The organism is Gordonia sp. LMA484 (assembly GCF_058129505.1).
In genome coordinates this window covers 3730821-3751853 of the sequence record NZ_CM176700.1, presented here as the reverse complement: position 1 = coordinate 3751853, position 21033 = coordinate 3730821, and the positions used below count along the sequence as shown (strand labels likewise).

Below are 21033 nucleotides of genomic sequence, written 5' to 3'. Positions count from 1 at the left end.
GCATTCCGGCCACCCGACTCTGGACATCGCACCGGGAGATCGTCAACCGGAAACCGCCCTCGGGCGGGGCGCCGCCGGCCTATCGCCGGCGGACGCCCGCTCGAGGGCGGTTCTCGGTGAAAGTTTTTCAAGGCCCGGGACCGGGTCAGGTGATGATCTCTTCGCGGGTCTTCTGCTCGCGGGGATCGTAGGACTCCCAGAACGTGGCGCCGGCGATGTCCAGCGACTTCGGGTCGAACGTCGGGTCGATCCCTTGTTTCTGCTGTCGCTCGAAGTCGCGCAGCGCCTTGAACGCCGGTTGCTGCAGGATGATGATGCCGACGATGTTGAGCCAGGCCATCAGTCCGACGCCGATATCGCCGAGCGTCCACGCCTCCGTGGCTGTGGAGACCGCGCCGATCACCACGGAGACCAGGATCAACGCCTGCAGCGCCATGGTCAGATTCGCGCCCAGTGTGCTGCGAAGCGGACGGATGTAGATCGTCGAGGCCTTCCCCAGCAGGAACCGAAGATTGGTCTCGGCCATGTAGTAATAGGCGATGATCGTGGTCAGGCAGAAGAACGCCAGCGAGAACGCGACGAAGGTCGAGCCGGCGCCGCTCCACAGGGTGTCGAAGCCGGTCTGCACAAAGGTCGGACCGACCGTGACGTCGGACGGGAGCAACCCGCCATCGGCGAGGACCGCGCCGGATTCCGACTCGCCCTCGAAGACCCGGTAGGCGCCCGTCGAGAGGATGAGGAATCCTGTCGCCGTGCACACGAACAGGGTGTCCACGTAGACCGCGAAGGCCTGCACGAGGCCCTGCTTGGCCGGGTGTGAGACCTCGGCAGCCGCGGCCGCGTGCGGACCGGTACCCTGACCGGCCTCGTTGGAGTAGATGCCGCGCTTGACGCCCCACATCACGGCGGTGCCGATGATGGCGCCGAACGTGGAGTCGATCCCGAACGCGCTCGCAAAGATCATGCGCAGCACCTCGGGCACCTCGGATGCGTTCATCAGCACGATGATGAGGGCGACGATGATGTAGACGATCGCCATGAACGGGACCACGATCGACGCGAACGCGGCGATGCGCTTGACGCCTCCGATGATGACGAAGGCCAGGATGATGACAGTGCCGACCGCCACCACCCAGGTGGAGACGCCCCAGGCCTCGTTCATCGCGACGGCCATCGAGTTCGATTGGACGCTCGGCAGGAGCAGACCACAGGCGAGCACGGTGACTGCCGCGAACACCATGCCGTAGACCTTGAACGCCGGTGCCGCCTTGGTGTGGGCCCATGCGCGACTCAGGTAGTACGCGGGCCCGCCCCGGTACTCACCGGTGAGGGCATCGCGGGTCTTGTAGATCTGACCCAGTGTGCACTCGACGTACGAGGTGGAGGCCCCGAGGAAGGCGACCATCCACATCCAGAACAACGCGCCGGGCCCACCAAAGGCGATCGCGGTCGCGACGCCGGCGATGTTGCCGGTGCCGACGCGGCCGGCGAGTGACATGGTGAGCGCTTGGAACGACGAGACACCCGAGGGCGATTTCTCGCCCTTGAACATCAGCCGGATCATCTCCGGGATCTGCCGCACCTGCACGAACCGGGTGCGAATGGAGAAGTAGACCCCGGCGAGGAGGCAGAGGTAGACGAGCGCGTTGCTCCAGATGTAACCGTTCACGTCACTGAGGAAGTCGGACATAAAGGCTGTGCTCCCGGATCGATCCTGCATGGTCAGAGGTTTGCCAAGCCATTACTTTCTCATGACTTTCACAGGTATGCAGGGTTGCCGTGAGGTGCGAGCGCGCGGTCGGCTGGCACTCGGAATGCCGGAGTGCCAAGATCGGTTACACTGTGCAACGATTCACTAGTCTTCCGGAGGTTGTCGGTGCCCACCTATTCGTATGCATGCACGGAGTGTGACAACAAGTTCGACATCGTTCAGTCGTTCTCCGACGACTCGCTGTCCGAATGCCCGGAGTGCTCCGGCCGCCTGCGCAAGCTGTTCAACTCTGTCGGCATCGTCTTCAAGGGCAGCGGTTTCTACCGCACCGATTCGCGGTCGGCGTCGTCGTCGAGCGAGAGCTCCTCGTCCTCGTCGAGCGACAGCTCATCCTCGAGCAGCTCGTCGAGTTCGTCCTCGTCGGAGTCGACCAAGTCCGAGAGCAAGCCCGCCGCACCGGCGGCCGCCGCCTCGGCCTGACACACCGACTTTGCAGTTCGTCCGTCGGTTCTCCACTCGTCCGCGTGATATTTCGCACCGACGAATGCAGATCCGGCGGACGAATTTGCCTCAACTGGCTTAGCTGTGGATAACCGCTGCTCGTGGGGTCTTTCGCGGTGGGTGAGCGGGCATCGTCACGGCCGTGGACGACCTGCGACCTGACCCAATAGATCCCGCCGCGGACGTTGCGATCCATCGGGCCGATGCGCTGAGCGCCGGCATCACCGACCGTGACCTGGCCCACGCCGTCAAGCGCAAACAGGCGAGCCGTGTCTGGCAGGGCGTGTCTACCTGCCGTCCCGGTCCGACGATGCACATCGCGAAATTACCGACGGACGAGTAAGGAACCCGCGGACGAACCAGCATCCGCGGACCGGGCGCGGCTCAGCCGAGCTGACGGAAGCCGGCGTCGGGGGTCAGCGCCCACCCGACACGGACGTCGTGCGGTGCGGACGGGAGCGACTCCACGACCTCGTCGTCGTACACCATCGCCACGGTCTCGCCCAGGAGGCCGGTCAGCGTCCGGTCGTAATATCCGGCGCCTCGGCCGAGTCTGGTGCCCGACTTGTCGACCGCGTAGGCGGGCACGATGATCACCGATGCGGCGGCCACGGCATCGGGACCGAGGCGGTCGCCGGTCGGCTCCAGCAGTCCCCATCGGCCACGTGTCAGCGAGTCCGCGCCGTCGTAGCGCACCCAGTCCAGGGCCGTCGGTTCACCGGCGGGTACCACCGGGACGAGAACTGTGACGCCGCGATCGGCGAGGGCATCGAGCAAGGCGGGTGAACCGGGTTCCGAACCGAAGGGTACGTAGGCCGCCACCGTCACGTCGTACTCGAGACGAAAGGGTGCCGAGTACATCCATTCGGCCAGATCCGCGGCGGCCTTCTTGCGGACCGCGATCGGGCGGGAGACCCGTCGTTCTTCGAATTCCGCACGTAACCGACGTTTCATCGTCCGCACCCGACCGCCTTCGTATCGTCACCCGTGTCTGTGAGCAACCGCACGCAGGAATGTGAAGTTTCTCCAACAGGATCTTGGCAGAAATCGCCACTAGGGTGTTCCCATGAACACCAGCGACGTGGGCAAGAATACCGACGCGTTCACCGAGTACTCGTCGGTGCCCAACACCCCGCCGATCCCGCGAACCGCCGTGGTGCCCGCTGCCGGGCTGGGCACCCGTTTCCTGCCGGCGACCAAGACCGTCCCCAAGGAACTGCTGCCGGTCGTCGACACCCCTGGCATCGAACTCGTCGCGGAGGAAGCCAAGGCGGCGGGAGCCGAGCGGCTGCTGATCATCACCTCGCCGGGCAAGGACGGCGTGGTCGCGCACTTCGTCGAGGACCTCGTCCTGGAGAACACCCTCGCCAAGCGGGGCAAGGCGGCCATGCTCGCCAAGGTGCGCAAGGCGCCGTCGCTGCTCGAAGTGGCGTCGGTGGTCCAGGACAAACCGCTCGGACTCGGCCATGCGGTCGGTCGTGTCGAGGAGTACCTCGACGACGACGAGGACGCCGTCGCCGTCCTCCTGCCCGACGACCTGGTGCTGCCGGGTGGCGTGCTCGAGGTGATGGCGCGCACCAGGCAACGGCGCGGCGGCTCGGTGCTGTGCGCGATCGAGGTCCCCCCGGACCGGATCAGCGCCTACGGCGTCTTCGACGTCGAGGCACTGCCCGACGCCAACAACCCCAACGTGATGCGGCTGAAGGGGATGGTGGAGAAGCCGAAGGCCGAGGACGCGCCCTCGAACCTGGCTGCCGCCGGCCGATACATCCTGGACCGCAAGATCTTCGACGCGTTGCGACGGATCAAGCCGGGCACCGGCGGTGAGTTGCAGCTCACCGATGCGATCGCCCTGCTCATCGAGGAAGGCGAGCCCGTCCACGTCGTCGTGCACCGCGGCACCCGCCATGACCTCGGTAACCCCGGTGGTTACCTCAAGGCGGCCGTCGACTTCGCGCTCGATCGGGATGACTACGGTCCCGACTTGCGCGAATGGCTGGAGAAGCGGCTCGCCGAGGGGTGACGGGCCCTTCGTGACGCATCGCTCGTTCCTCGCGAGGCTCCTCAGGGATCGGTGGTGACGCATCGCTCGTTCCTCGCGAGGCTCCTCAGGGATCGGTGGTGACGCATCGCTCGTTCCTCGCGAGGCTCCTCAGGGACTTCACCACCGGTCCCTGAGGAGGCCCGGAGCTTGCGGAGGTCCGTCACGAAGGGCGCCCTTCGTGACGCTCGCGAGCTCGCTCCTCAGGGGCCGGGGGGTGACGCCTGTTCCTACGGGCAGGGCGTGACACCCGTTCCTCCGGGGGGGTGGTGACGCCTCTTCCTCAGGGGGCAGGGCATCACACCCGTTCCTCCGGGGGGTGGTGACGCCTCTTCCCCAGGGGCAGGGCGTGACACCCGTTCCTCCGGGGGGTGACGCTTGTTCCTCAGGCAGAGTGACCCCCGGTCGGCAGAGGCCGAGGGTCCAGCCCGTTCCTCAGGGTCGGGGCCGGCGTCAGCGCGCCTCGGTCAACCTTGGACCCGCGACGGCTAACGTCTAGTCCAAGTCTGTCAGCAGAGATGGGGCGAGAGGTGAGATGCGTTCGGTCGAAGATCATCTGACCCGGGTGACCGCCGCTGCGGTCGCACCGCGGCCGGTCCGGGTGGCGATCTCAGAGGCGCAGGGCCTGATGTGTGCTGAGGAGGTCGTCACCGAGCGGCCGATGCCAGGTTTCGACCAGGCGGCGATCGATGGATACGCAGTGCGTGCCGTCGACGTCGATCTCGCCGGAACCATCGCCCCCGACGACATCGAGGACTTCGACGCCGGTGGGGCAGATCTCGCCGATCTCACCGCCGGCGAGGCGATGATCGTGCAACTGCCCGTCGTCGGCGAGGTGGAACCCGGGGCGCGGACACCCACCCGTCTGCAGCCGCGGCAGGCGGTCCGGGTCGAGACCGGTGCCCCGATGCCCACGCTCGCCGACGCCGTCGTACCGATGCGGTGGACCGACGGCGGCGAGCAGAAGGTCAAGGTCGGCCATGCCGTCGACAGCGGCGACTACGTCCGCAGGGTCGGCGACGACGTGCAACCCGGTGATGTGGCCGTCCGTGCGGGATCGATCATCGGGCCGGCACAGGTGGGCCTGCTCGCCGCGGTGGGGCAGGCCCGGGTCATGGTGCATCCACGACCACGACTGTCGGTGATCTCGATCGGCAGCGAACTCGTCGACATCGACCGATCCCCGGGCCCGGGACAGATCTACGACGTCAACAGCTATGCACTTGCCGCCGCCGCGCGGGACGCGGGTGCCGACGTCAATCGGGTGGGGATCGCCGAACGCGAGACCTCCCGGATGCGGGAAGTGGTTGAGGCGCAGCTGATCAGATCGGAGATCGTGGTGATCTGCGGTGCGGTCGGCGGCGCCGCGAGCCGCGCCGTGGTGGAAGCCCTGAGTGACCTGGGAGAACTCGAGATCGTCCGGGTCGCCATGCATCCCGGGTCGGTGCAGGGCTTCGGCAGGCTCGGCCGCGACGAGGTGCCGACGTTCCTGCTGCCGTCCAACCCGGTCAGTGCGCTGGTCACCTTCGAGGTCATCGTGCGTCCGTTGATCCGGATCGCGCTCGGCAAACGTCAGCCCATGCGACGGGTCATCACGGCGCGCACCATCGGACCGATCGCCTCGGTGCAGGGCCGCAAGGGCTACTTGCGCGGTCAGCTGATGCGCGACGAACGTTCGGGTGAGTATCTGGTCCAGGTGATCGGTGCGTCTGCGACGGGAAGCTCACACCTGCTCGCCGAGCTCGCGGAGGCGAACTGCCTGATCATCGTCGAACCCGACGTGGAGGAGCTCGGGACCGGTGATGAGGTCGAGGTGGCATTCCTGGCGCAGCGGGGTTAGTGCACACATAAACTCGGATCCGTGTTGAGGTGGTTGTCTGGGGCGCAGATCAATCCGGGTTGGCCCGCGAATCTCGGTCCGCTGCGTACGCAGGCGGGAGCGGTGGGATTGCGGCCGGTGCGCCTGCGGGATGCGAAGGTGTGGAGTGAGCTGCGGATTCGTAACCAGAACACGCTGCTGCCCTGGGAACCCACGGGCATCGGGTCATGGGCCGAACGCCACCACCCGACGGCGTGGCCACCGCTGTATTCCGTCCTGCGCTCGGAGGCCAAACGGGGGACGGTACTGCCCTTCGTGATCGAACTCGACGGCGTGTACATCGGTCAGCTCACCGTCGGCAACATCCAGCGTGGTGCGGTGCGTAGCGCGTGGATCGGATATTGGGTCGACGCCAAGCACGGTGGTCAGGGAATCGCCACCGCCGCAGTGGCTTTGGGCGTCGACCACTGCTTCGGGCCGGTCGGACTCCATCGACTTGACGCGACGGTGCAACCGGCAAACGTGGCGTCGCAGGCGGTGCTCACGAAGATCGGCTTCCGCCGCGAGGGCCTGCTCGAGCGGTACATGGACGTCAACAAGCGCTGGCGCGATCACATACTGTTCGCCATCACGGCCGAAGAAGTGGTCGGCAGCGCCGTCGAGACGCTCGTCCGCGCCGGACGCGCATCGTTCCACTGATCACGGCCGCCGCAAAGAGTGGGCTGACAACACGGCTGAGCGTCCGCATTGCGTCATGGCTCGTCGCGTGGGCCTGAGAGCGGCCTATGAATTCGCGCAATGTCGCCGACGACCGGCGCGTCTGCGCTGGCCGCGACTATCTCGGCCCTAGATTGTGAGGTGGCTTCGTGTAACCAGAGTGAAAGAAGGGAGAGTCGCATGCCGAACTCAGTCTTGTGGGTCTGCCTCGTGGCCGTATGGCTTTTCGTGCTGGTTCCGATGGTCATCAAGGGTCGACCGCAGATGCGGAAGACGACAGACGCGGTCAAGGAGACGCGTTTGTTGCACCGCGGCGGCACCCGCACCCACACCGCACGCCGACGGTCTGCGGGCGCACATCCGCACGATCCTTCGTGGAAGTCCGAGCGGGCGAAGCGTTCGACGCGGGCATCGGCGACCGCCGTCCTCGACGAGGACGATGCCACGACCTCAACGGATTCCGACGAGACCTCGACCGGCGACGACTCGACCGAGCAGACGACGGTTCGGCGGGCGACCGGCGCTGCGGTGAACGCGCCGGCCACCGATGAGGCGGACAACGTCGACTCTGCGGGCATGGTCGACGCGGACACGGTCGACACCGAGCACCCCGACTCGGAGTCGCGGGACGCTGCCGACGAGTCCGACAGCGGCACCGACATGGACGAGGTCGACGACGAGATCACCGTTGATGGCGAATTCGTCGATCCCGAGCGTGACGATGTGGAGGATGATCTCGGCGACGTCGAGGACGCCGAGATCGCGACCGCCGAGGAACTCGAGGCCGACGATCATGGAGCCGAGCTCGCCGACGGAGCCGACGAAGATCTCGACGACGACTACGAGGATGACCTCGAGGACGAGTACGAGCTCGACGACGAGTACGACGATGACGTCGACAGCGAATATGACGCAGACGAATATGACGCAGACGAGTACGAGGCCGACGACGAGTACATCGACGACTACGACGAGTACGAGTCGGCGACCGCCCGCGATGCGGATGACGAAGTCGATGCCGAGGACGCGGAGGAGCAGGAGCCCCAGGTCGAGGAACGGGCGCCGTCGCGCCGTCGGCGGACCGCCTATTCCCCGGATGCCAAGCGCTCCGAGATGCGCTACCGCGAGCGTCAGCGGGTGCTGATCGCGCTGGTCATACTGCTGATCGGCGCCGCGGCGTCGGGAATCTTCCTCGGACTCGCCGGCTGGGTCGCCACTGGTGTCATCGGCTTTGTGTTGCTGACCTACCTCGCCTATCTGCGGCGCAGTGCTGCGACGGAGCAGCGTATCCGTGCTCAGCGCGCCGCCCGCGCGCGCCGTGCGGAGCGGGAACGCGCCGAACGGCGACGTCGTGCAGAGGCCGTCCCCGAGTTCGCTGCCGCGCCGCCGCCACCTCGGCTGCGCCGCCCGGGGGGCGCGACCATCTTGGAGATCGACGACGAGGACCCGGTGTTCGACCACCTTCCGCCGTTCCAACGGCGCCGCATGATGCGCGAGGACGACGGATTGCGCCGAGTCGCCGGCTGACCGACGTCAAGCGGCCACATCCCGAGCGAGCATGGGTCCCGACACGCACGGTGTCGGGACCCATGCTGCGTCAGCGCCGGCTCCGTCGGCAGATCAGCTGATCTCCCGGTCCTGCGAGGCGGGCTCCAGCGGAGCACTCGAGGTGTCCTTGAGTGCCACCCCCGACGCCCCGAGCCGCCTGGCGCCGACGATCAATCCGCGGGTGATGCGCGCGGCGTCGGTGTAGCCCAATCCGTCCGGCGGATGGACGTTGGAGATGCAGTTGCGTTCGGAGTCGCGGCGCCCCGGACGCGGGCGGTAGGTGACGTAGATGCCGAGGCTGTCGGCCACTGACAGGCCCGGTCGCTCACCGATGATCATCACCAGTGTCTCGACGTCGAGAGCCGCGCCGATGTGATCGCCGAGGGCCACGCGGGCGCTGCTCGCGAGCACGGGTGGGGCGACAGACATCCCGTCCAGTGCATTCACGAGTGCGCCGACCAGGGCCACCGCGTGGGTGTCGACCGCCGTCGCCGACAGCCCATCCGCCACCACGACGCCGACATCGGCACCCGAGGCCGACAGCGTGGACAGATCTTGGGGGAGGCGGCCGAGATCGGGACGTCGCAGATACTCTGCTCGGGACGACGCCCTGCTGCTCACCGTCGCCGCAGGGCCCAGGCCGAGTCCGGACAGTCGCTCGACGAGGTTGTCGACGGCCATGGGTGCGTGCACCGCGTCGCGGGCCGCGGCGTGGGCGCTCTGGAACTCGAGTACCTCGGTGGTCGACACCGAGGACCCGCTGCGCCGCAATCCGATTCGGGCCTGGGTGGAGCGCCGTAGTGCGGCCCAGGGATCGGCGACGACTGCCTCCTGCTCGTGCGCGCCGCTCATGACGCCAGACTCCGAAGCGGCGATGCCGTCGGGTCCATCGGCAGTACCCGCCCCGCGCCGTCGGCCATACCGACGCGCTGCATCCAGGCCTCGAACTCCGGTGCCGCCCGCAGGCCCATCACGTCGCGCAGGTAGAGGACGTCGTGGAACGCCAGGCTCTGGTAGCCGAGCATGATGTCGTCGGCGCCCGGCACGGTGATGACGAACGCGACACCGGCGAGTCCGAGCAGACTCAGCAGTGAGTCCATGTCGTTCTGGTCGGCTTCGGCGTGGTTGGTGTAACAGACATCGACACCCATCGGCAGGCCGAGCAACTTGCCGCAGAAGTGGTCTTCGAGGCCCGCCCGGATGATCTGCTTGCCGTCGTAGAGATACTCGGGCCCGATGAACCCGACGACCGTGTTGACCAGCAGCGGGTCCAGGACTCGTGCCAGACCGTACGCCCTGGTCTCCAGCGTCTGCTGATCCACCGGGTGACCACCGGTGCCGAGGTGTTCGCCGGCCGACAGCGCCGAACCCTGACCCGTCTCCAGGTACATCACGTTGTCGCCGACGGTGCCGCGGTGCAATGACCGTCCGGCCTCGTTGGCCTCACGCAGCAGCGCGACGTCCACCCCGAACCCGCGGTTGGCGCCCTCGGTGCCCGCGATCGACTGGAACACCAGATCCACCGGGACACCGCGGTCGATCAGGTCGACGGTCGTGGTGACGTGCGACAGTACGCAGGACTGCATCGGGATGTCGAAGCGCACCCGCACCTCGTCGAGCAACTCCAGCAGGGTGGCGGTCGCGTGCGGCGAGTCGGTGGCCGGGTTGATGCCGACCACCGCATCGCCTGCGCCGAGCAGCAACCCGTCCAGCAACCCGGCGGCGATCCCGCGCGGGTCGTCGGTCGGATGGTTGGGCTGCAGTCGCGTCGACAGTCGGCCGGGCAGTCCGACGGTGGTGCGGAAGCCGGCGGTGACCTCGATGCGCCGTGCGATCGCGATCAGATCCTGATTGCGCATCAGCTTGGAGACCGCCGCCACCATCTCCGGGGTGAGTCCCGGGGAGATGGCTCGGATCTGTTGACCGCCAAGCGGTTCGGTGGCCCGCTCCAGCAGCCAGTCGCGCAGGCCGCCGACGGTCAGGTGCGCGAGGGGCGCGAACGCCGCACGATCATGTCCGTCGATGATCAACCTGGTGATCTCGTCGGTCTCATACGGGACCAGCATCTCTTCGAGGAACACCGTCAACGGCAGGTCCGCGAGTACCCAGGCGGCGGCAGCGCGTTCGGCATCCGACTCGGCGGCGCAGCCGGCGAGCTCGTCGCCGGATCGTGCGGGCGTGGCCTTGGCCATCACCTCGACGAGAGTGCCGAACCGGTACGAGTGTCCGCGGATGGTCTGGGTGTAGGTCACGACAGTCCCTCCTCGGCCTCGGCGATCGCGGCGAATTCCTCGTCGGCGGTGGCGAACACGAGGCGTTTGCGGCTGAAGAGGGCGAAGTAGGCCAGGAACAGAGCGAACACGATGACGCAGCCGATGGCGGCCTTGACGTCGACGAGGAAGGTCGCGACCACGGCGAGCACGGCGACCACGAGCGCGAACCCGGTGGTCACGATGCCGCCCGGAGTGCGGTACGGCCGCGGCAGGTCGGGTTGGCGCACCCGCAGCACGATGTGGCTGACCATCATCAGCACGTAGCTCAGCGCCGCACCGAACACGGCCATGTTCAGCAGCATCGCGCCCTCGCCGGTCAGCGACAGGATGAACCCGATGACGCCGGGAACGATCAGCGCCAGCGTCGGCGACTTGCGGGAGTTGGTCACCGACAACGACTTCGGCAGATAGCCTGCCCGCGACAGGGCGAACAGCTGGCGCGAGTAGGCGTAGATGATCGAGAAGAAGCTCGCGATCAGACCGGCCAGGCCGATGTAGTTGACGACGGTCGCGACGGTGCCGCTGCCCAAGGCCTCGACGAGCGGGTTACCCGACTCCTGCATCGCCGCCACACCGCCGGCGCCGGGTACGAGGAACAGCACCAGCGCACAGGTCACGACCAGAACGGTCATCGCGGCGATGATGCCGCGGGGAACGTTGCGCGACGGGTCCTTGGCCTCCTCGGCGGCCAGGGGCACACCCTCGACCGCGAGGAAGAACCAGATGGCGAAGGGGATGGCCGCCCAGATTCCCAGGTAGCCGTGCGGCAGGAACGCGCTCGCACCGGCGGCGTCGGTGGGGGTGATGTCGACGAGGTTGGACCAGGAGAAGTGGCCGATGGCACCGATCGCGAAGATCAACAGGCCGACCAGGGCGATCGCGGTGATCACGAACATCACGCGCAACGCCTCGCCCACGCCGGCGATGTGGATGCCGATGAAGAGCGCATACACCGCCAGGTACACCCACCACCCGTCGGTGATGCCGAACAGCCCGAGCGATTCGACGTAGGCGCCGATGAACGTGGCGATCGCCGCGGGCGCGATCGAATACTCGATGAGCACCGCCGTCCCGGTCGCGAACCCGCCCCAGGGGCCGAGTGCGCGGCGCGCGAACGTGTAGCCGCCGCCCGCCGCGGGCAGCGCCGCCGACATCTCGGCCATGCCGAGGACCATCGCGATGTACATGGCCGCGATGACGACGGCGGCGATCGCGAGACCACCGAAACCGCCTTGGGCGAGGCCGAAGTTCCAGCCCGAGTAGTCGCCGCTGACGACGTAGCTCACGCCGAGGCCGGCCAGCAGGACCCAGCCGGCGCTGCCCGTCTTCAGTCGTCGCTTGTCCATGTAGCCGGAATCGGGTGGGGCCGCCGCAGTGGTGGCGGGGTCGATGCGCGTCATGCTGTCTCCTTCAAGGAATCGGTGACGTGCGGCGTCGTTGCCGACGGTGTGGTGACGCAAGAAAGGCTAGGCACGCCGGATGACTGTGTGATCTCGCTCACGTTTCGCGACCCGAGAGAATCGGCGAGAGAATTTCTCAACCGCGTTAACGTGGATGTAACACAAGGATGCGGCGTGGACATCGCGGATCGTCCACTCTGAAACGCGCCATGACATCGCGCCCGCAGCTCTACGTCGAGCAGTCCTCGGTGGCCGGACTGTCGCGACGGCAACTCCCATTCATACCCGTGTTCGCACAATCCGTCGCGGCCATCGCCCCGGCCGGGACGTCGGCGGTCACCCCGTTGTTCGTCATCGCCGCGATCGGCGGACTCGGCGGCATCGTGTCGTTCACCACGGCGCTGCTGGTGGTCCTGCTGGTCGCGTCGTGTATCCGGCCGATGGCGCAACGCATCGCCGTGGTGGGCGGCCTGTACTCCTATGTCGCACTGGGACTCGGGCCGCGGGTGGCGCTACCCACCGCGTGGTCGGCGATCGTCGGGTACGGGTCGGTCAGCATGGCCGGCCTGCTCGCCGTGGGTCTTTATCTCGGGCACATCGCCGTCAGTATCGGGGTCGCGGCATCGGTGCCGTTGGTGACGATGACGATCATCATCGTCGTGAGCGCCGTTGCGACCTGCGTCCTGATGGTTCGGGGCATCAAGGTGTCGGCGGCGGCCACGCTCATGATCGAGATCGTCGCGGTGGTCATCATGGTCGGGTTGATGGTGGCCGTGGGGATCGCCCACTGGGATGCGCCGTGGTCGCAGGTGTTCGCCGCAAAGGGCGACTATCACGAGTACGGGCTGAGCACCATCGTTGCCGTCAGCGCGTTCGTGGGTTTCGAGAGCGCGACGACGTTGTCATCGGAGGCGCGCAAACCATTCCTCTCGGTCCCGCGCACCTTGCGTTGGACCCCGGTGGCAGCCGGCGTGATCTACCTCCTGGCCGTCATCTCGCAGTCGGTGGCGATGTTTGGGGCGAGTCCCGAGATACGGTCGAGCAGCACGCCGCTCGCGGCGCTGTTCCTCTCCGAGGGCTCCCGATTCGCCTCGGTGATCCTCGACATCGGGATCGCCACCTCGTTCTTCGCCTGTGCTCTCGCGTCGGTGAACGCGCTGGTCCGTGTGCTGTTCTGCCTCGGCCGCGAACGGGTCGCGCCGGCCGCGTTCGGGCGGGCCCACACGCGTTTCCACACCCCGGCGGTGGCGGCGATCGTGGCCATGACGGTCGTGGCGGTCGGGCCCCTGGTATTCCTGTGGTGCGGTGGCGATCCGGAGGCGGGTATCCGCGACTTCCTGACGCTCAGTGCCCTGGGCTATGGGGGGAGCTACCTGTCCGCCTGCCTGGCCTCACCCGCGCTACTGCGGGCGATCGGCGAGCCGAGTCGTCGCATCGCGGTATCGGCCGTGACCGCGGCGCTCATCCTGGCGGCCCTGCTGATCGGTTCGGCTTTCGCCGGTATCGGACACAGCACGGTGCTGTTCCTCGTGTACGCGTCGACCATGGTGGTCGCCATTGTCGCCGTGGTGGCGATCGCGCGGCTCGCGCCCCAGCGGCTCGAGCGCGTCGGCGTCTTCGACGAGACGCGCCGCGGGGATGTCCTCACCACGGCGACCTTGAGGTGAGTCGGTGGCGATAGGCAGGGGCGAGAAGCCCGACGCGGTCGCGCGGTCGTTGCAGATCATCGAGGCGGTGGCCGATTTCGGTCTCGGCACCACCGCGAAGGAGATCGCGGATCGCCTGCGCCTCCCACAGGCGACGACGTACCGACTGCTGAATTCGCTGGTCGCCGAAGAATTCCTGGTCCGCACCGCCGATCTGCGCGGATTCGGTCTGGGCGCGCGACTGGGTTCGATGGTCGATGCGGCCAGCACACCGATCGTCAACGCCACCGCGCGGGCACATGTCGAGGAGTTCCGTGCAACCGTTCGGTTCGGGGTGCACCTCGTGCACTTCCGGCCGGAAAGCGTTCGGCTGCTCGATGCCGACCCCGACCACCCGTTCTACGGTGAACGCGACCTGATGCGATATCCGCACGCGTCGTCCGCGGGCAAACTGCTCCTGGCCTCGATGTCGCGGTGGCGTGACGTGCTCCGGCCACCGCTGGCCGCCCTCACCGTGCACACCCTCGTCGACATGCCCGACCTCGCCCGGGAGATCGACGACGTCCGGCGTACCGATCTCGCACGCGACGTCGGCGAGCTCGTCCCGGAGCAGGCAAGCGTCGCGGTCCCCATCTACGACATCACCGGCGAGGTGCGTGGCGCGGTGATGGTCACCGGTGTCGCGAACCGGATCGACGTCCTGGCGGGATTGGCACCCGGATGCCGTGAGCTGGCGACGACGCTGGGTTCGCTTCTGTACTGACGTTGGGTGCGCTTCTGTGCTGAGGCGGCGGCCCATCGCGATTCACCCGGCCGGTGCCGCGGTGACGGCAGCCGGATGATCGACGATCCATCGCCGTCCGAGCTTCGCCGCCCGGGACAACGCGAATCGCTCGCCGACGTAGGTGACCGGGGCGCCGAGGATCGGGATGTAGGCGAGAGCACGGAACGGGAAGATCGGCTGGGGTCGGCGCTCGAACTCGTTCGTCAGGCTGCGCAAGGTGGAGGCGGTGTCCCATATTGCGCCGATCAGGGTCCGATGATGCTCGGTGGTGTCGTCGGCGGGTGTCGTGGCGGGATCGGTCGGCGCAAGGTCGCTCGAGGCGCCGGTGACCTTCAGGTCGCGGCCGCACAGCACGGATGTCAACAATTCGACCTGACCCGACCGCTCGGTGACGCCGTATTCGCGGGCGACCGCGACCAGCACCATGGCCTGGTTGGCGAAACCGAGCACCGACGCGAGAGGTAGTCGGCGCGTCCACGCCCCGAACAATCCGGGATAGGCCACGGCGATGGTGTTCACCGTGCCGATCCGGTTGACCCACCAGTCGGCGCGGCTGTTCATCGACCGCTCCGTCCACCCCTTCGTTCCCGGCCAGTCCGCGAACTCGAGACCGTTCGCAAGCAGATGCAGGGCATGCTGCACCGGTGAGCCGTCGTGCGAATCGTCGTGAAACGTGTGCTTCTTGAGCCCGAGAGGGTCGCGCGTCGCGAGAGTGTCGAGCACCGGGGTGATGCCCGCAACCGCCCGGTCGAGCACCGCCGCGACCTGCGCATCCGACATGTCAGCCATCACCCGAGGCTATGCGAAAATCACCGTCGCGACGCGCGTCGGCGACCTGGGTGGGCGGTTGGCGAGATGACCGGGCAGAACTGCTTGTGGTGTGTCACCGACATAGGTGACCCGTATCCGGTGGAGCGATCGGCGATCTGGCAAGGCGGAGGAGGGAGCGATAGCGGCGCTATCGTGACCGACGACAACGCAGCCAGGCGTCGATCGGACGCCGGAGACGAGTTGCCTATTTCCGAGACGCACCACTAAAGTGGCCAACGGTCGATCTGATGGTCGCCCGGGGCTATGGCGCAGTTGGTAGCGCGACTCGTTCGCATCGAGTAGGTCAGGGGTTCGATTCCCCTTAGCTCCACAGATCGGACAGGCAAAGGTCCTTACTCGAATTATCTACACCGATGCTGTTCTCTGGGAAGCTGAATCTTCCTGGCCCCTGATCGCGTGCTGCTGATCTGGACGGTAGGCGTGGCTATGGTCGCTGGGTGACGAAAACTCCAGCGAGCCCCATCGACGTCTGGTGGCCGAGGCTGAATGAGCAAATCCGATCGGTTGTCGTGAACAACCTATGATCACCCCTCGCGCCGTACACGCTTGGTGAGATTGCTCGCCTTGGTGGCCCGTCGACTGATGGCACCTCGTACTTCTTCCTCACCGATGGCGAATGGTATTTGCCGCCGGAGGCAGTGCACTGGCTGCCAAGCAGCGGCGAGTTCGGACGGCTGGCGAGACCTGTGCAGCCAGATCCGCGCGCGGCGTCCTTCCGACGCTCGTGGCCGAAGCGGTGAATCTGGAACACTGAACTCCATGACCGCCGCGATCCCTCTCGACGCTGAAGCGATCGCTGCTGTGTGCGTGCGGCATGGGGTCGAGCGGTTGCGAGTCTTCGGTTCGGTACTAACCGACCGCTTCGATCCCGGCCGGAGCGACGTCGATTTCTTGGTGGAGTTCAAGAGCGGCCGCGAGAACGTGTTTCATGACTATTTCGACCTCAAGGCTGCGCTTGAACAGATCGTTGGGTGCAATGTCGATCTCGTCGTGGCCAATGCGGTGAAAAACCCTTATGTCGCCAAGTCCATCCTCGACGGAGCCGAAGATGTCTACGCGGCCTGACAACCGATCGGCCGCCTATATCTGGGACGCGCTGACCGCCGCGCGAAACGCGGTTGATCCTCGCCGAGGTCTCACTCGATGGCTACGCCGGTAACCTACTTTTGGAGTCTGCGACCGAGCGCCAAATGGAGATCATCGGAGAGGCCCTTCGCAACCTTCGGAGAGTCGATGAGGATATGGCTGGTCGAATACCGCACGTGCACAAGATCATTGGCAAGCGCAATGGCCTTGTGCATGGTTATGCACAGGTAGACAGCTCGATTGTTTGGACAGCCGCGACGATGGATGTGTCGGAGCTGATACCGGTGCTGGAGGCACTGCTTGGCCAGTTCGAGAAGGAGCTGTAGCTTCACCAGCCTGGACGCGGCCGCAGTCGGATGCCGCGACGCTTGCGGACATTGCCGATTGTGGCGTGGGAGACGCCGAAGTGGACGCCGAGCCACCCAGTGACCTGCCCTCGTCGTAGAGCTGGGCGGCTTCGCTGATTTGTTTATCGGTGAGGGCTTGGCGGCGGAGTGGAACACCCTGCTCGCGGAGGATGGGGGCAACGCGAGTCTTGGATAATCCGTAGCGCGTGCCGATGTTTTGGGTGGACTGGCCGGTTTCGTAGGCCTGCGCGATCTCGGCTGTGTCTTCGGCGGTCAGGGAGCGTCTGGAGCGCGGCGGAGGGGTGTCGGAGTTAGCCTTGGGCGACCTGCGTGGCGTCGATACGATCCGTTCTCGCGGGTCACGCCACTTTCTTGACATGTGCGCAAGGTTCGAGTTTCTTCGGATTGCCTCCACCAGAGAAAAGCCCAGTGCAGGGCAGTATTCGGTAGTCAGAAGGGCGAGGGCTTGTTCCCGGCGGCCCTGTCCCGCAGTAGTTCACCTCGAGGGCCCGAATCTCGTTCACGGGCACCCGCTACGAGGTCGAGATCACAGGTCGCCCCGGCGAAGCGTCGTCCTGCTCGACGGTCTCCGGGACGAGGGCGGTACCTCGTGAGTGCGCCGACCGGATGGGTTTCGCGGAGGATCACCCGGTCCACCGAGAGCGTGACCGCGTAACGACGGAAGTACCTGCTCGCGCGGACGTGGGCGTGGTTGTCGAGCTCGTCGACGACCACGATCGTGGTCACCCCTCGCTGTAATTGCCGTCCCGGCGCTCTTCTTCGACGAGCTCCTTCGTCCGGAGGAGCCGGAGCGACGTCACGAGCACGACTCCGCCGACGATGTTGAACAGCACCGCGTACCAGAACCATCCGAGCCAATCGAGGTAGCTGACGTCAGCACCCGTGAAGATGGCGCCGAAGATCAGCAGCGAGTCGAGAACCGAGTGGAACAGTTGGAGACCTGCAAGCAGAAATGCCGCACCGACGCACGCAACTATCCGCGCGACGGGCGAATCGGTGCCCTGTTGCATCCGGGTCAGCAGGGTCATGGTGCTCCCGCCGAGCACCGCCAGGCAGATGGATTGCAGATTGAGGGGGGCGTTCACAAAGTGCTCGGCCGATTCGGCCAGCGTCGAACTCCACTCGGGATACGCGCGGGTCACGATCCACATCATGATCGCGCCACCGACCAGATTGGCTGCGAGGGTGCCGCTCCACAGCTTGGCCAGGTCACGAATCCTGCCGTCCCGTGCCACGACTGCCGTGATGGGCATCAGGAAGTCTTCGGTGAACAACTCACTGTGCGCGAGGTAGATGGCGATGAGTCCGATGGAGAACGCCAGGCCGGCCAGAAGGTGATTTCCAGTCTGGTCGAGCACGGCCAGCATCGCCATGATGCCGACCGACACCTCTATCCCGCCGAAGAGGCCGGTGACGATGACGGCGCGTCCTGTGCGGTGCAGGCGTTCGGCACCTTCGGTGACCACGGCCTCGAAGCTGCGCTCGAGTTCGTCTTCGACGGGGCCGTCGTTGCGTCCGATACGCCGTCGCTGTGCGTCGTCACTCATCACTGCCTACTCATCGAAATGCGGAGTCTGTTGTGTCGCCGCCATTTTCTCGGCAACTCCTGTCGGAGGTCACAGGGTCGATCGTAGGAGACTCACCTGCTTGTATGTTCGTTCCCCACTTCTCGGTTCGTCCACCGCGAGGGGGAACGAACCGAGAAGTGGAGGATGAACGGTCGGCGACGGTGAATCCGTCAAGGCCAGTCGCCCAGGAACGCCCGGTACGTCCCGATCGGCAGCGTGGCCTCGTAGACGAGTTCGCCCGAGGGGGAGAACTCTGCGATGTGCGGCGACGACCCCCAGCTGCCGAAGACGCCGCCGTTGGCCAAGCTCTGGGCGTTGCCCATCGCCAAACTCGCGAGACCGACCGGATGTGTTGTGGCGCGGACCAGGCGCGCTGTGCGTCGTGCCGGATCGATCCTGATCCACTTGATACTCGAGTTGCCGAGCTGGGTGTTGCCGGCCTCGTTGTTGTCGAACACGCGGATCGTGTGGGCGTCGGTGAACTCGGCGTCATGCTGCCCGGCGATGGAGGTCCCGGGACCCATGGCGAGAGTTGGGTGTTTGCCGCCCAGCCGCCATTTCACCGCCCCCGTGTGGATGTCGACGTCGTAGACGGCATCGAGATTCCGGAACGAGATGAGCAGGTCTCCGGAAGGATCGAGCGAGACCGAGTTCATGTGAAACGCGTCGTAGCCGGTGCTGCCTGTCCCGAGGGGCATCGTCGATTCGGTCAGCGGGATGTGGGCGCGCGCTGACCAGTGCATCAGTGCCTTCCCGGACGCGACGTCGACCACCGAGGCGACGCAGTCGTACACCGTGCCGTTGCGTGGCCCGCCGACCGCGGTGAGGTCGGCACGGACCGGCACGTAGGAGATGATCAGGGCGCGCCCGTCGGGTGTGAGCCGGAACTCATGGAGGTCTGACGTCATTCCGGCGCCCGCCCTGACCGTCTTGATGATGCGGCCGCGGGTGTCGGCGATGTAGTGCACGCCCAAGCCGATCCCCTTGGACAATGGTCCGCCGCCCTGCCACCAGGTGAGCACCTTGCGGCCCCGGTAGGTCTGGGGGCGGAAGTCGGCGATCTGCTGACCGTCCGGCGGGGTGTAGCGCCACACTTCGCGTCCGGACTTGTCGGCGATGATGGCGGCCGGTCGGAGCTGGGGCAAGGCGGACGTGTCGATCGGGATCGGGAGCGCGACCGCCATCCCGGTGGTGTAGAAGACATAACCTGGGTGGCTGTTCGGTTTGTTGATCCAGGCGGTGTACCACGGCGTGCCATAGGGCAGGGTGGGCTCGGCGGTCGCCACCGGAGTGAAGCCGGTCGAGATCCCGACAATCCCCGCCATCAGCAGCGCGGCTCCGATGATCCGTCCACGCAGCCGAGTCTTCTTCCGCATCGTGTCCTCCCTACCGGGCACTGCAGGGACGCGTCGTCGACGTGATCGTAGTCGCCGGCAGGCCTCAACAGGGCCGAATCGGGCTGACGCGGTGTTCGGTGAAGCGTCGGTCACCGGCTCGCCGCAGGGGCCGACGGTCCGACATCACGATCCGTGGCCGATCGAGTACGTCTGCTGCAGGCGTCGGACGTGTTCGCGAACCTCGTAGAGTTCTCGCCGGGCGGTCACCAGATGGTGGTGCGTGACGCCGGGCTTCTCGAGCTGATCGACCAGATCGTCGGCGACGCGCTCGAGTTCGACGATCAAGATCATCGCCTGGGCTCGGGCGACCTCGTCGATATCACTGCCCACGGCGTACATCGTACGGACACAAAGTGTTCACCGTGAGGCAATGCCGATCAGTCGCGAGCCGTGTCATAACCGATGTGACAAGCCGTAGCAAGGGCGGACATGGAACTCCGACATCTGAGATCGTTCATCGCGCTCGCCGAGGAAAGACACTTCGGGAGGGCCGCGGCGCGTCTGCACATCACCCAACCCTCACTCAGCGCCCAACTGCAGAAGCTCGAGCGTTCGTTGGAGGTGACCTTGGTGATCCGTGACTCCCATCGGGTCGAGTTGACCGGCGCCGGCATCGAGTTCGCCGAGCGGGTGCGCACGATCCTCACCGACCTGGACACGGCGATCGAGGCCACGCGATCGACGGCGGCCGGCACGACGGGTTCGCTGAAGATCGGTTACAACCTCCCGGCCGGTCGTCATGTGTTGCCCGCGGCCCTGCGCCTGCTCGATGGGCGTCATCCCGAGATCGTGGTGTCGCTGTGGGAGAAGCGTAGCGGCCCGCAGGTCGCCGCCGTCGTCGACGGATCGCTCGACGTGGCATTCGTGTATGGGCGGCCCGTGGGACGCCACATCGGTTCGCAGCGGATCCTCTCGAAGGTGCCGATCGTGGTGGTGGTCGGCCGCTCCCATCCCTGGGCCGGGCGATGGACGGTGCGGTGCGCCGAACTCAGCTCCCAACACTGTCTGCTCTCTGCGCGCGACCAGTGCCCGGCCATGTACGACGCTCTTGTGTCGTCGGCAGCCGAGGCGGGTGTATCGCTCTCGGGTGCGCAGACTGCCGATGACCCCGGTGGGACCGGACAGTTGGTGGCGGCTAAACCGCTTGTCGCCTTTGCATCTCGGTCGCGCGCGATCGCGGAGGGCATGGGCACCGCGGGAGCCGCAACGGTGGCCATCAAGCTCATCGACCCGATCCCGACCGTTGATCTCTACATGGCCTGGTCGGTCCGGTCGACCAATCCGGCAGTCGGGAAGTTCCGTGACTGTGTGTCGACCGCCACCGACGGGAGTTGACGTGACCC

Annotated in this window: 19 protein-coding genes and 1 tRNA gene; 11 read left to right on the top strand and 9 right to left on the bottom strand. The window is 66.4% G+C overall.

The window, feature by feature from the left end:
* Positions 1-145: 145 nt before the first annotated feature.
* Complete coding sequence (locus tag AC4AMJ_RS16550; RefSeq protein WP_489900044.1) at positions 146-1690, bottom strand: alanine/glycine:cation symporter family protein; 1545 nt, start codon at positions 1688-1690, stop codon at positions 146-148.
* A 186-nt stretch (positions 1691-1876) separates the two neighbouring features.
* Between AC4AMJ_RS16550 and AC4AMJ_RS16545 the strand changes: the two genes are divergently transcribed.
* Positions 1877-2191, top strand: a complete 315-nt coding sequence (locus AC4AMJ_RS16545) for an FmdB family zinc ribbon protein (RefSeq protein WP_489900045.1) — start codon at positions 1877-1879, stop codon at positions 2189-2191.
* Positions 2192-2596: 405 nt separating this feature from the next.
* On the opposite strand, the gene AC4AMJ_RS16540 is transcribed toward AC4AMJ_RS16545, so the two are convergent.
* Positions 2597-3166: a 5-formyltetrahydrofolate cyclo-ligase gene (locus tag AC4AMJ_RS16540; RefSeq protein ID WP_489900046.1), complete on the bottom strand. Its 570-nt coding sequence runs from the start codon at positions 3164-3166 to the stop codon at positions 2597-2599.
* A gap of 112 nt (positions 3167-3278) precedes the next feature.
* Here AC4AMJ_RS16540 and AC4AMJ_RS16535 point away from each other — a divergent pair, with 112 nt between their 5' ends.
* The 4 genes from AC4AMJ_RS16535 to sepX all read left to right on the top strand — a co-directional run bounded on the left by AC4AMJ_RS16535 (position 3279) and on the right by sepX (position 8316).
* Positions 3279-4235 (top strand): UTP--glucose-1-phosphate uridylyltransferase, encoded by a 957-nt coding sequence (locus AC4AMJ_RS16535; protein ID WP_489900047.1) that lies wholly within the window; start codon positions 3279-3281, stop codon positions 4233-4235.
* A gap of 553 nt (positions 4236-4788) precedes the next feature.
* Positions 4789-6093 carry a molybdotransferase-like divisome protein Glp gene (gene glp / locus AC4AMJ_RS16530; protein WP_489913372.1) on the top strand — a complete coding sequence of 435 codons (1305 nt, stop codon included), beginning with the start codon at positions 4789-4791 and terminating at the stop codon, positions 6091-6093.
* A gap of 21 nt (positions 6094-6114) precedes the next feature.
* On the top strand, positions 6115-6771 hold the full coding sequence (locus AC4AMJ_RS16525; protein ID WP_489900050.1) for a GNAT family N-acetyltransferase: 657 nt from the start codon (positions 6115-6117) through the stop codon (positions 6769-6771).
* Positions 6772-6969: 198 nt separating this feature from the next.
* Positions 6970-8316 carry a divisome protein SepX/GlpR gene (sepX, locus tag AC4AMJ_RS16520; RefSeq protein ID WP_489913370.1) on the top strand — a complete coding sequence of 449 codons (1347 nt, stop codon included), beginning with the start codon at positions 6970-6972 and terminating at the stop codon, positions 8314-8316.
* A 93-nt stretch (positions 8317-8409) separates the two neighbouring features.
* Here sepX and eutC read toward each other — a convergent pair whose 3' ends face one another.
* Genes eutC through eat form a run of 3 tightly spaced genes read right to left on the bottom strand, consistent with a single transcriptional unit; the run spans position 8410 to position 12010 of the window.
* Positions 8410-9189: an ethanolamine ammonia-lyase subunit EutC gene (eutC, locus tag AC4AMJ_RS16515; RefSeq protein ID WP_489913368.1), complete on the bottom strand. Its 780-nt coding sequence runs from the start codon at positions 9187-9189 to the stop codon at positions 8410-8412.
* Positions 9186-10589, bottom strand: coding sequence for an ethanolamine ammonia-lyase subunit EutB (locus tag AC4AMJ_RS16510; RefSeq protein ID WP_489913366.1), 1404 nt, complete (start codon positions 10587-10589; stop codon positions 9186-9188). The genes eutC and AC4AMJ_RS16510 overlap by 4 nt, the downstream gene beginning before the upstream one ends.
* A complete protein-coding gene (eat, locus tag AC4AMJ_RS16505) occupies positions 10586-12010 on the bottom strand; it encodes an ethanolamine permease (RefSeq protein WP_489913364.1) in 1425 nt (474 codons plus the stop codon). Before eat ends, AC4AMJ_RS16510 begins: the two co-directional genes overlap by 4 nt.
* Before the next feature lie 209 nt (positions 12011-12219).
* On the opposite strand from eat, the gene AC4AMJ_RS16500 reads away from it, so the two are divergent.
* Both AC4AMJ_RS16500 and AC4AMJ_RS16495 read left to right on the top strand, forming a co-directional pair.
* On the top strand, positions 12220-13677 hold the full coding sequence (locus AC4AMJ_RS16500; RefSeq protein WP_489913362.1) for an APC family permease: 1458 nt from the start codon (positions 12220-12222) through the stop codon (positions 13675-13677).
* A gap of 4 nt (positions 13678-13681) precedes the next feature.
* Positions 13682-14419, top strand: a complete 738-nt coding sequence (locus AC4AMJ_RS16495; RefSeq protein WP_489913360.1) for an IclR family transcriptional regulator — start codon at positions 13682-13684, stop codon at positions 14417-14419.
* Between the two features lie 42 nt (positions 14420-14461).
* Here AC4AMJ_RS16495 and AC4AMJ_RS16490 read toward each other — a convergent pair whose 3' ends face one another.
* Positions 14462-15229, bottom strand: a complete 768-nt coding sequence (locus tag AC4AMJ_RS16490; RefSeq protein ID WP_489913358.1) for a hypothetical protein — start codon at positions 15227-15229, stop codon at positions 14462-14464.
* Between the two features lie 279 nt (positions 15230-15508).
* Between AC4AMJ_RS16490 and AC4AMJ_RS16485 the strand changes: the two genes are divergently transcribed.
* The 3 genes from AC4AMJ_RS16485 (at position 15509) to AC4AMJ_RS16475 (ending at position 16683) form a co-directional block, all read left to right on the top strand.
* A tRNA-Ala gene (locus tag AC4AMJ_RS16485) sits at positions 15509-15581 on the top strand.
* A 449-nt stretch (positions 15582-16030) separates the two neighbouring features.
* Positions 16031-16336: a nucleotidyltransferase family protein gene (locus tag AC4AMJ_RS16480; RefSeq protein WP_489900058.1), complete on the top strand. Its 306-nt coding sequence runs from the start codon at positions 16031-16033 to the stop codon at positions 16334-16336.
* A gap of 53 nt (positions 16337-16389) precedes the next feature.
* Positions 16390-16683 carry a HepT-like ribonuclease domain-containing protein gene (locus AC4AMJ_RS16475; protein WP_489913357.1) on the top strand — a complete coding sequence of 98 codons (294 nt, stop codon included), beginning with the start codon at positions 16390-16392 and terminating at the stop codon, positions 16681-16683.
* Positions 16684-17447: 764 nt separating this feature from the next.
* Here the strand turns inward: AC4AMJ_RS16475 and AC4AMJ_RS16470 are convergent.
* From AC4AMJ_RS16470 to AC4AMJ_RS16460, 3 genes are all read right to left on the bottom strand, one after another.
* The gene (locus tag AC4AMJ_RS16470; RefSeq protein WP_489913354.1) at positions 17448-18272 is read right to left on the bottom strand and encodes a formate/nitrite transporter family protein; all 825 of its coding nucleotides are present in this window, start codon (positions 18270-18272) and stop codon (positions 17448-17450) included.
* 191 nt (positions 18273-18463) lie between these two features.
* Positions 18464-19669, bottom strand: a complete 1206-nt coding sequence (locus tag AC4AMJ_RS16465) for an arylsulfotransferase family protein (RefSeq protein WP_489900062.1) — start codon at positions 19667-19669, stop codon at positions 18464-18466.
* A 144-nt stretch (positions 19670-19813) separates the two neighbouring features.
* Complete coding sequence (locus AC4AMJ_RS16460; protein ID WP_489900063.1) at positions 19814-20020, bottom strand: hypothetical protein; 207 nt, start codon at positions 20018-20020, stop codon at positions 19814-19816.
* A gap of 99 nt (positions 20021-20119) precedes the next feature.
* On the opposite strand from AC4AMJ_RS16460, the gene AC4AMJ_RS16455 reads away from it, so the two are divergent.
* The gene (locus AC4AMJ_RS16455) at positions 20120-21025 is read left to right on the top strand and encodes a LysR family transcriptional regulator (RefSeq protein ID WP_489913352.1); all 906 of its coding nucleotides are present in this window, start codon (positions 20120-20122) and stop codon (positions 21023-21025) included.
* Positions 21026-21033 lie beyond the last annotated feature (8 nt).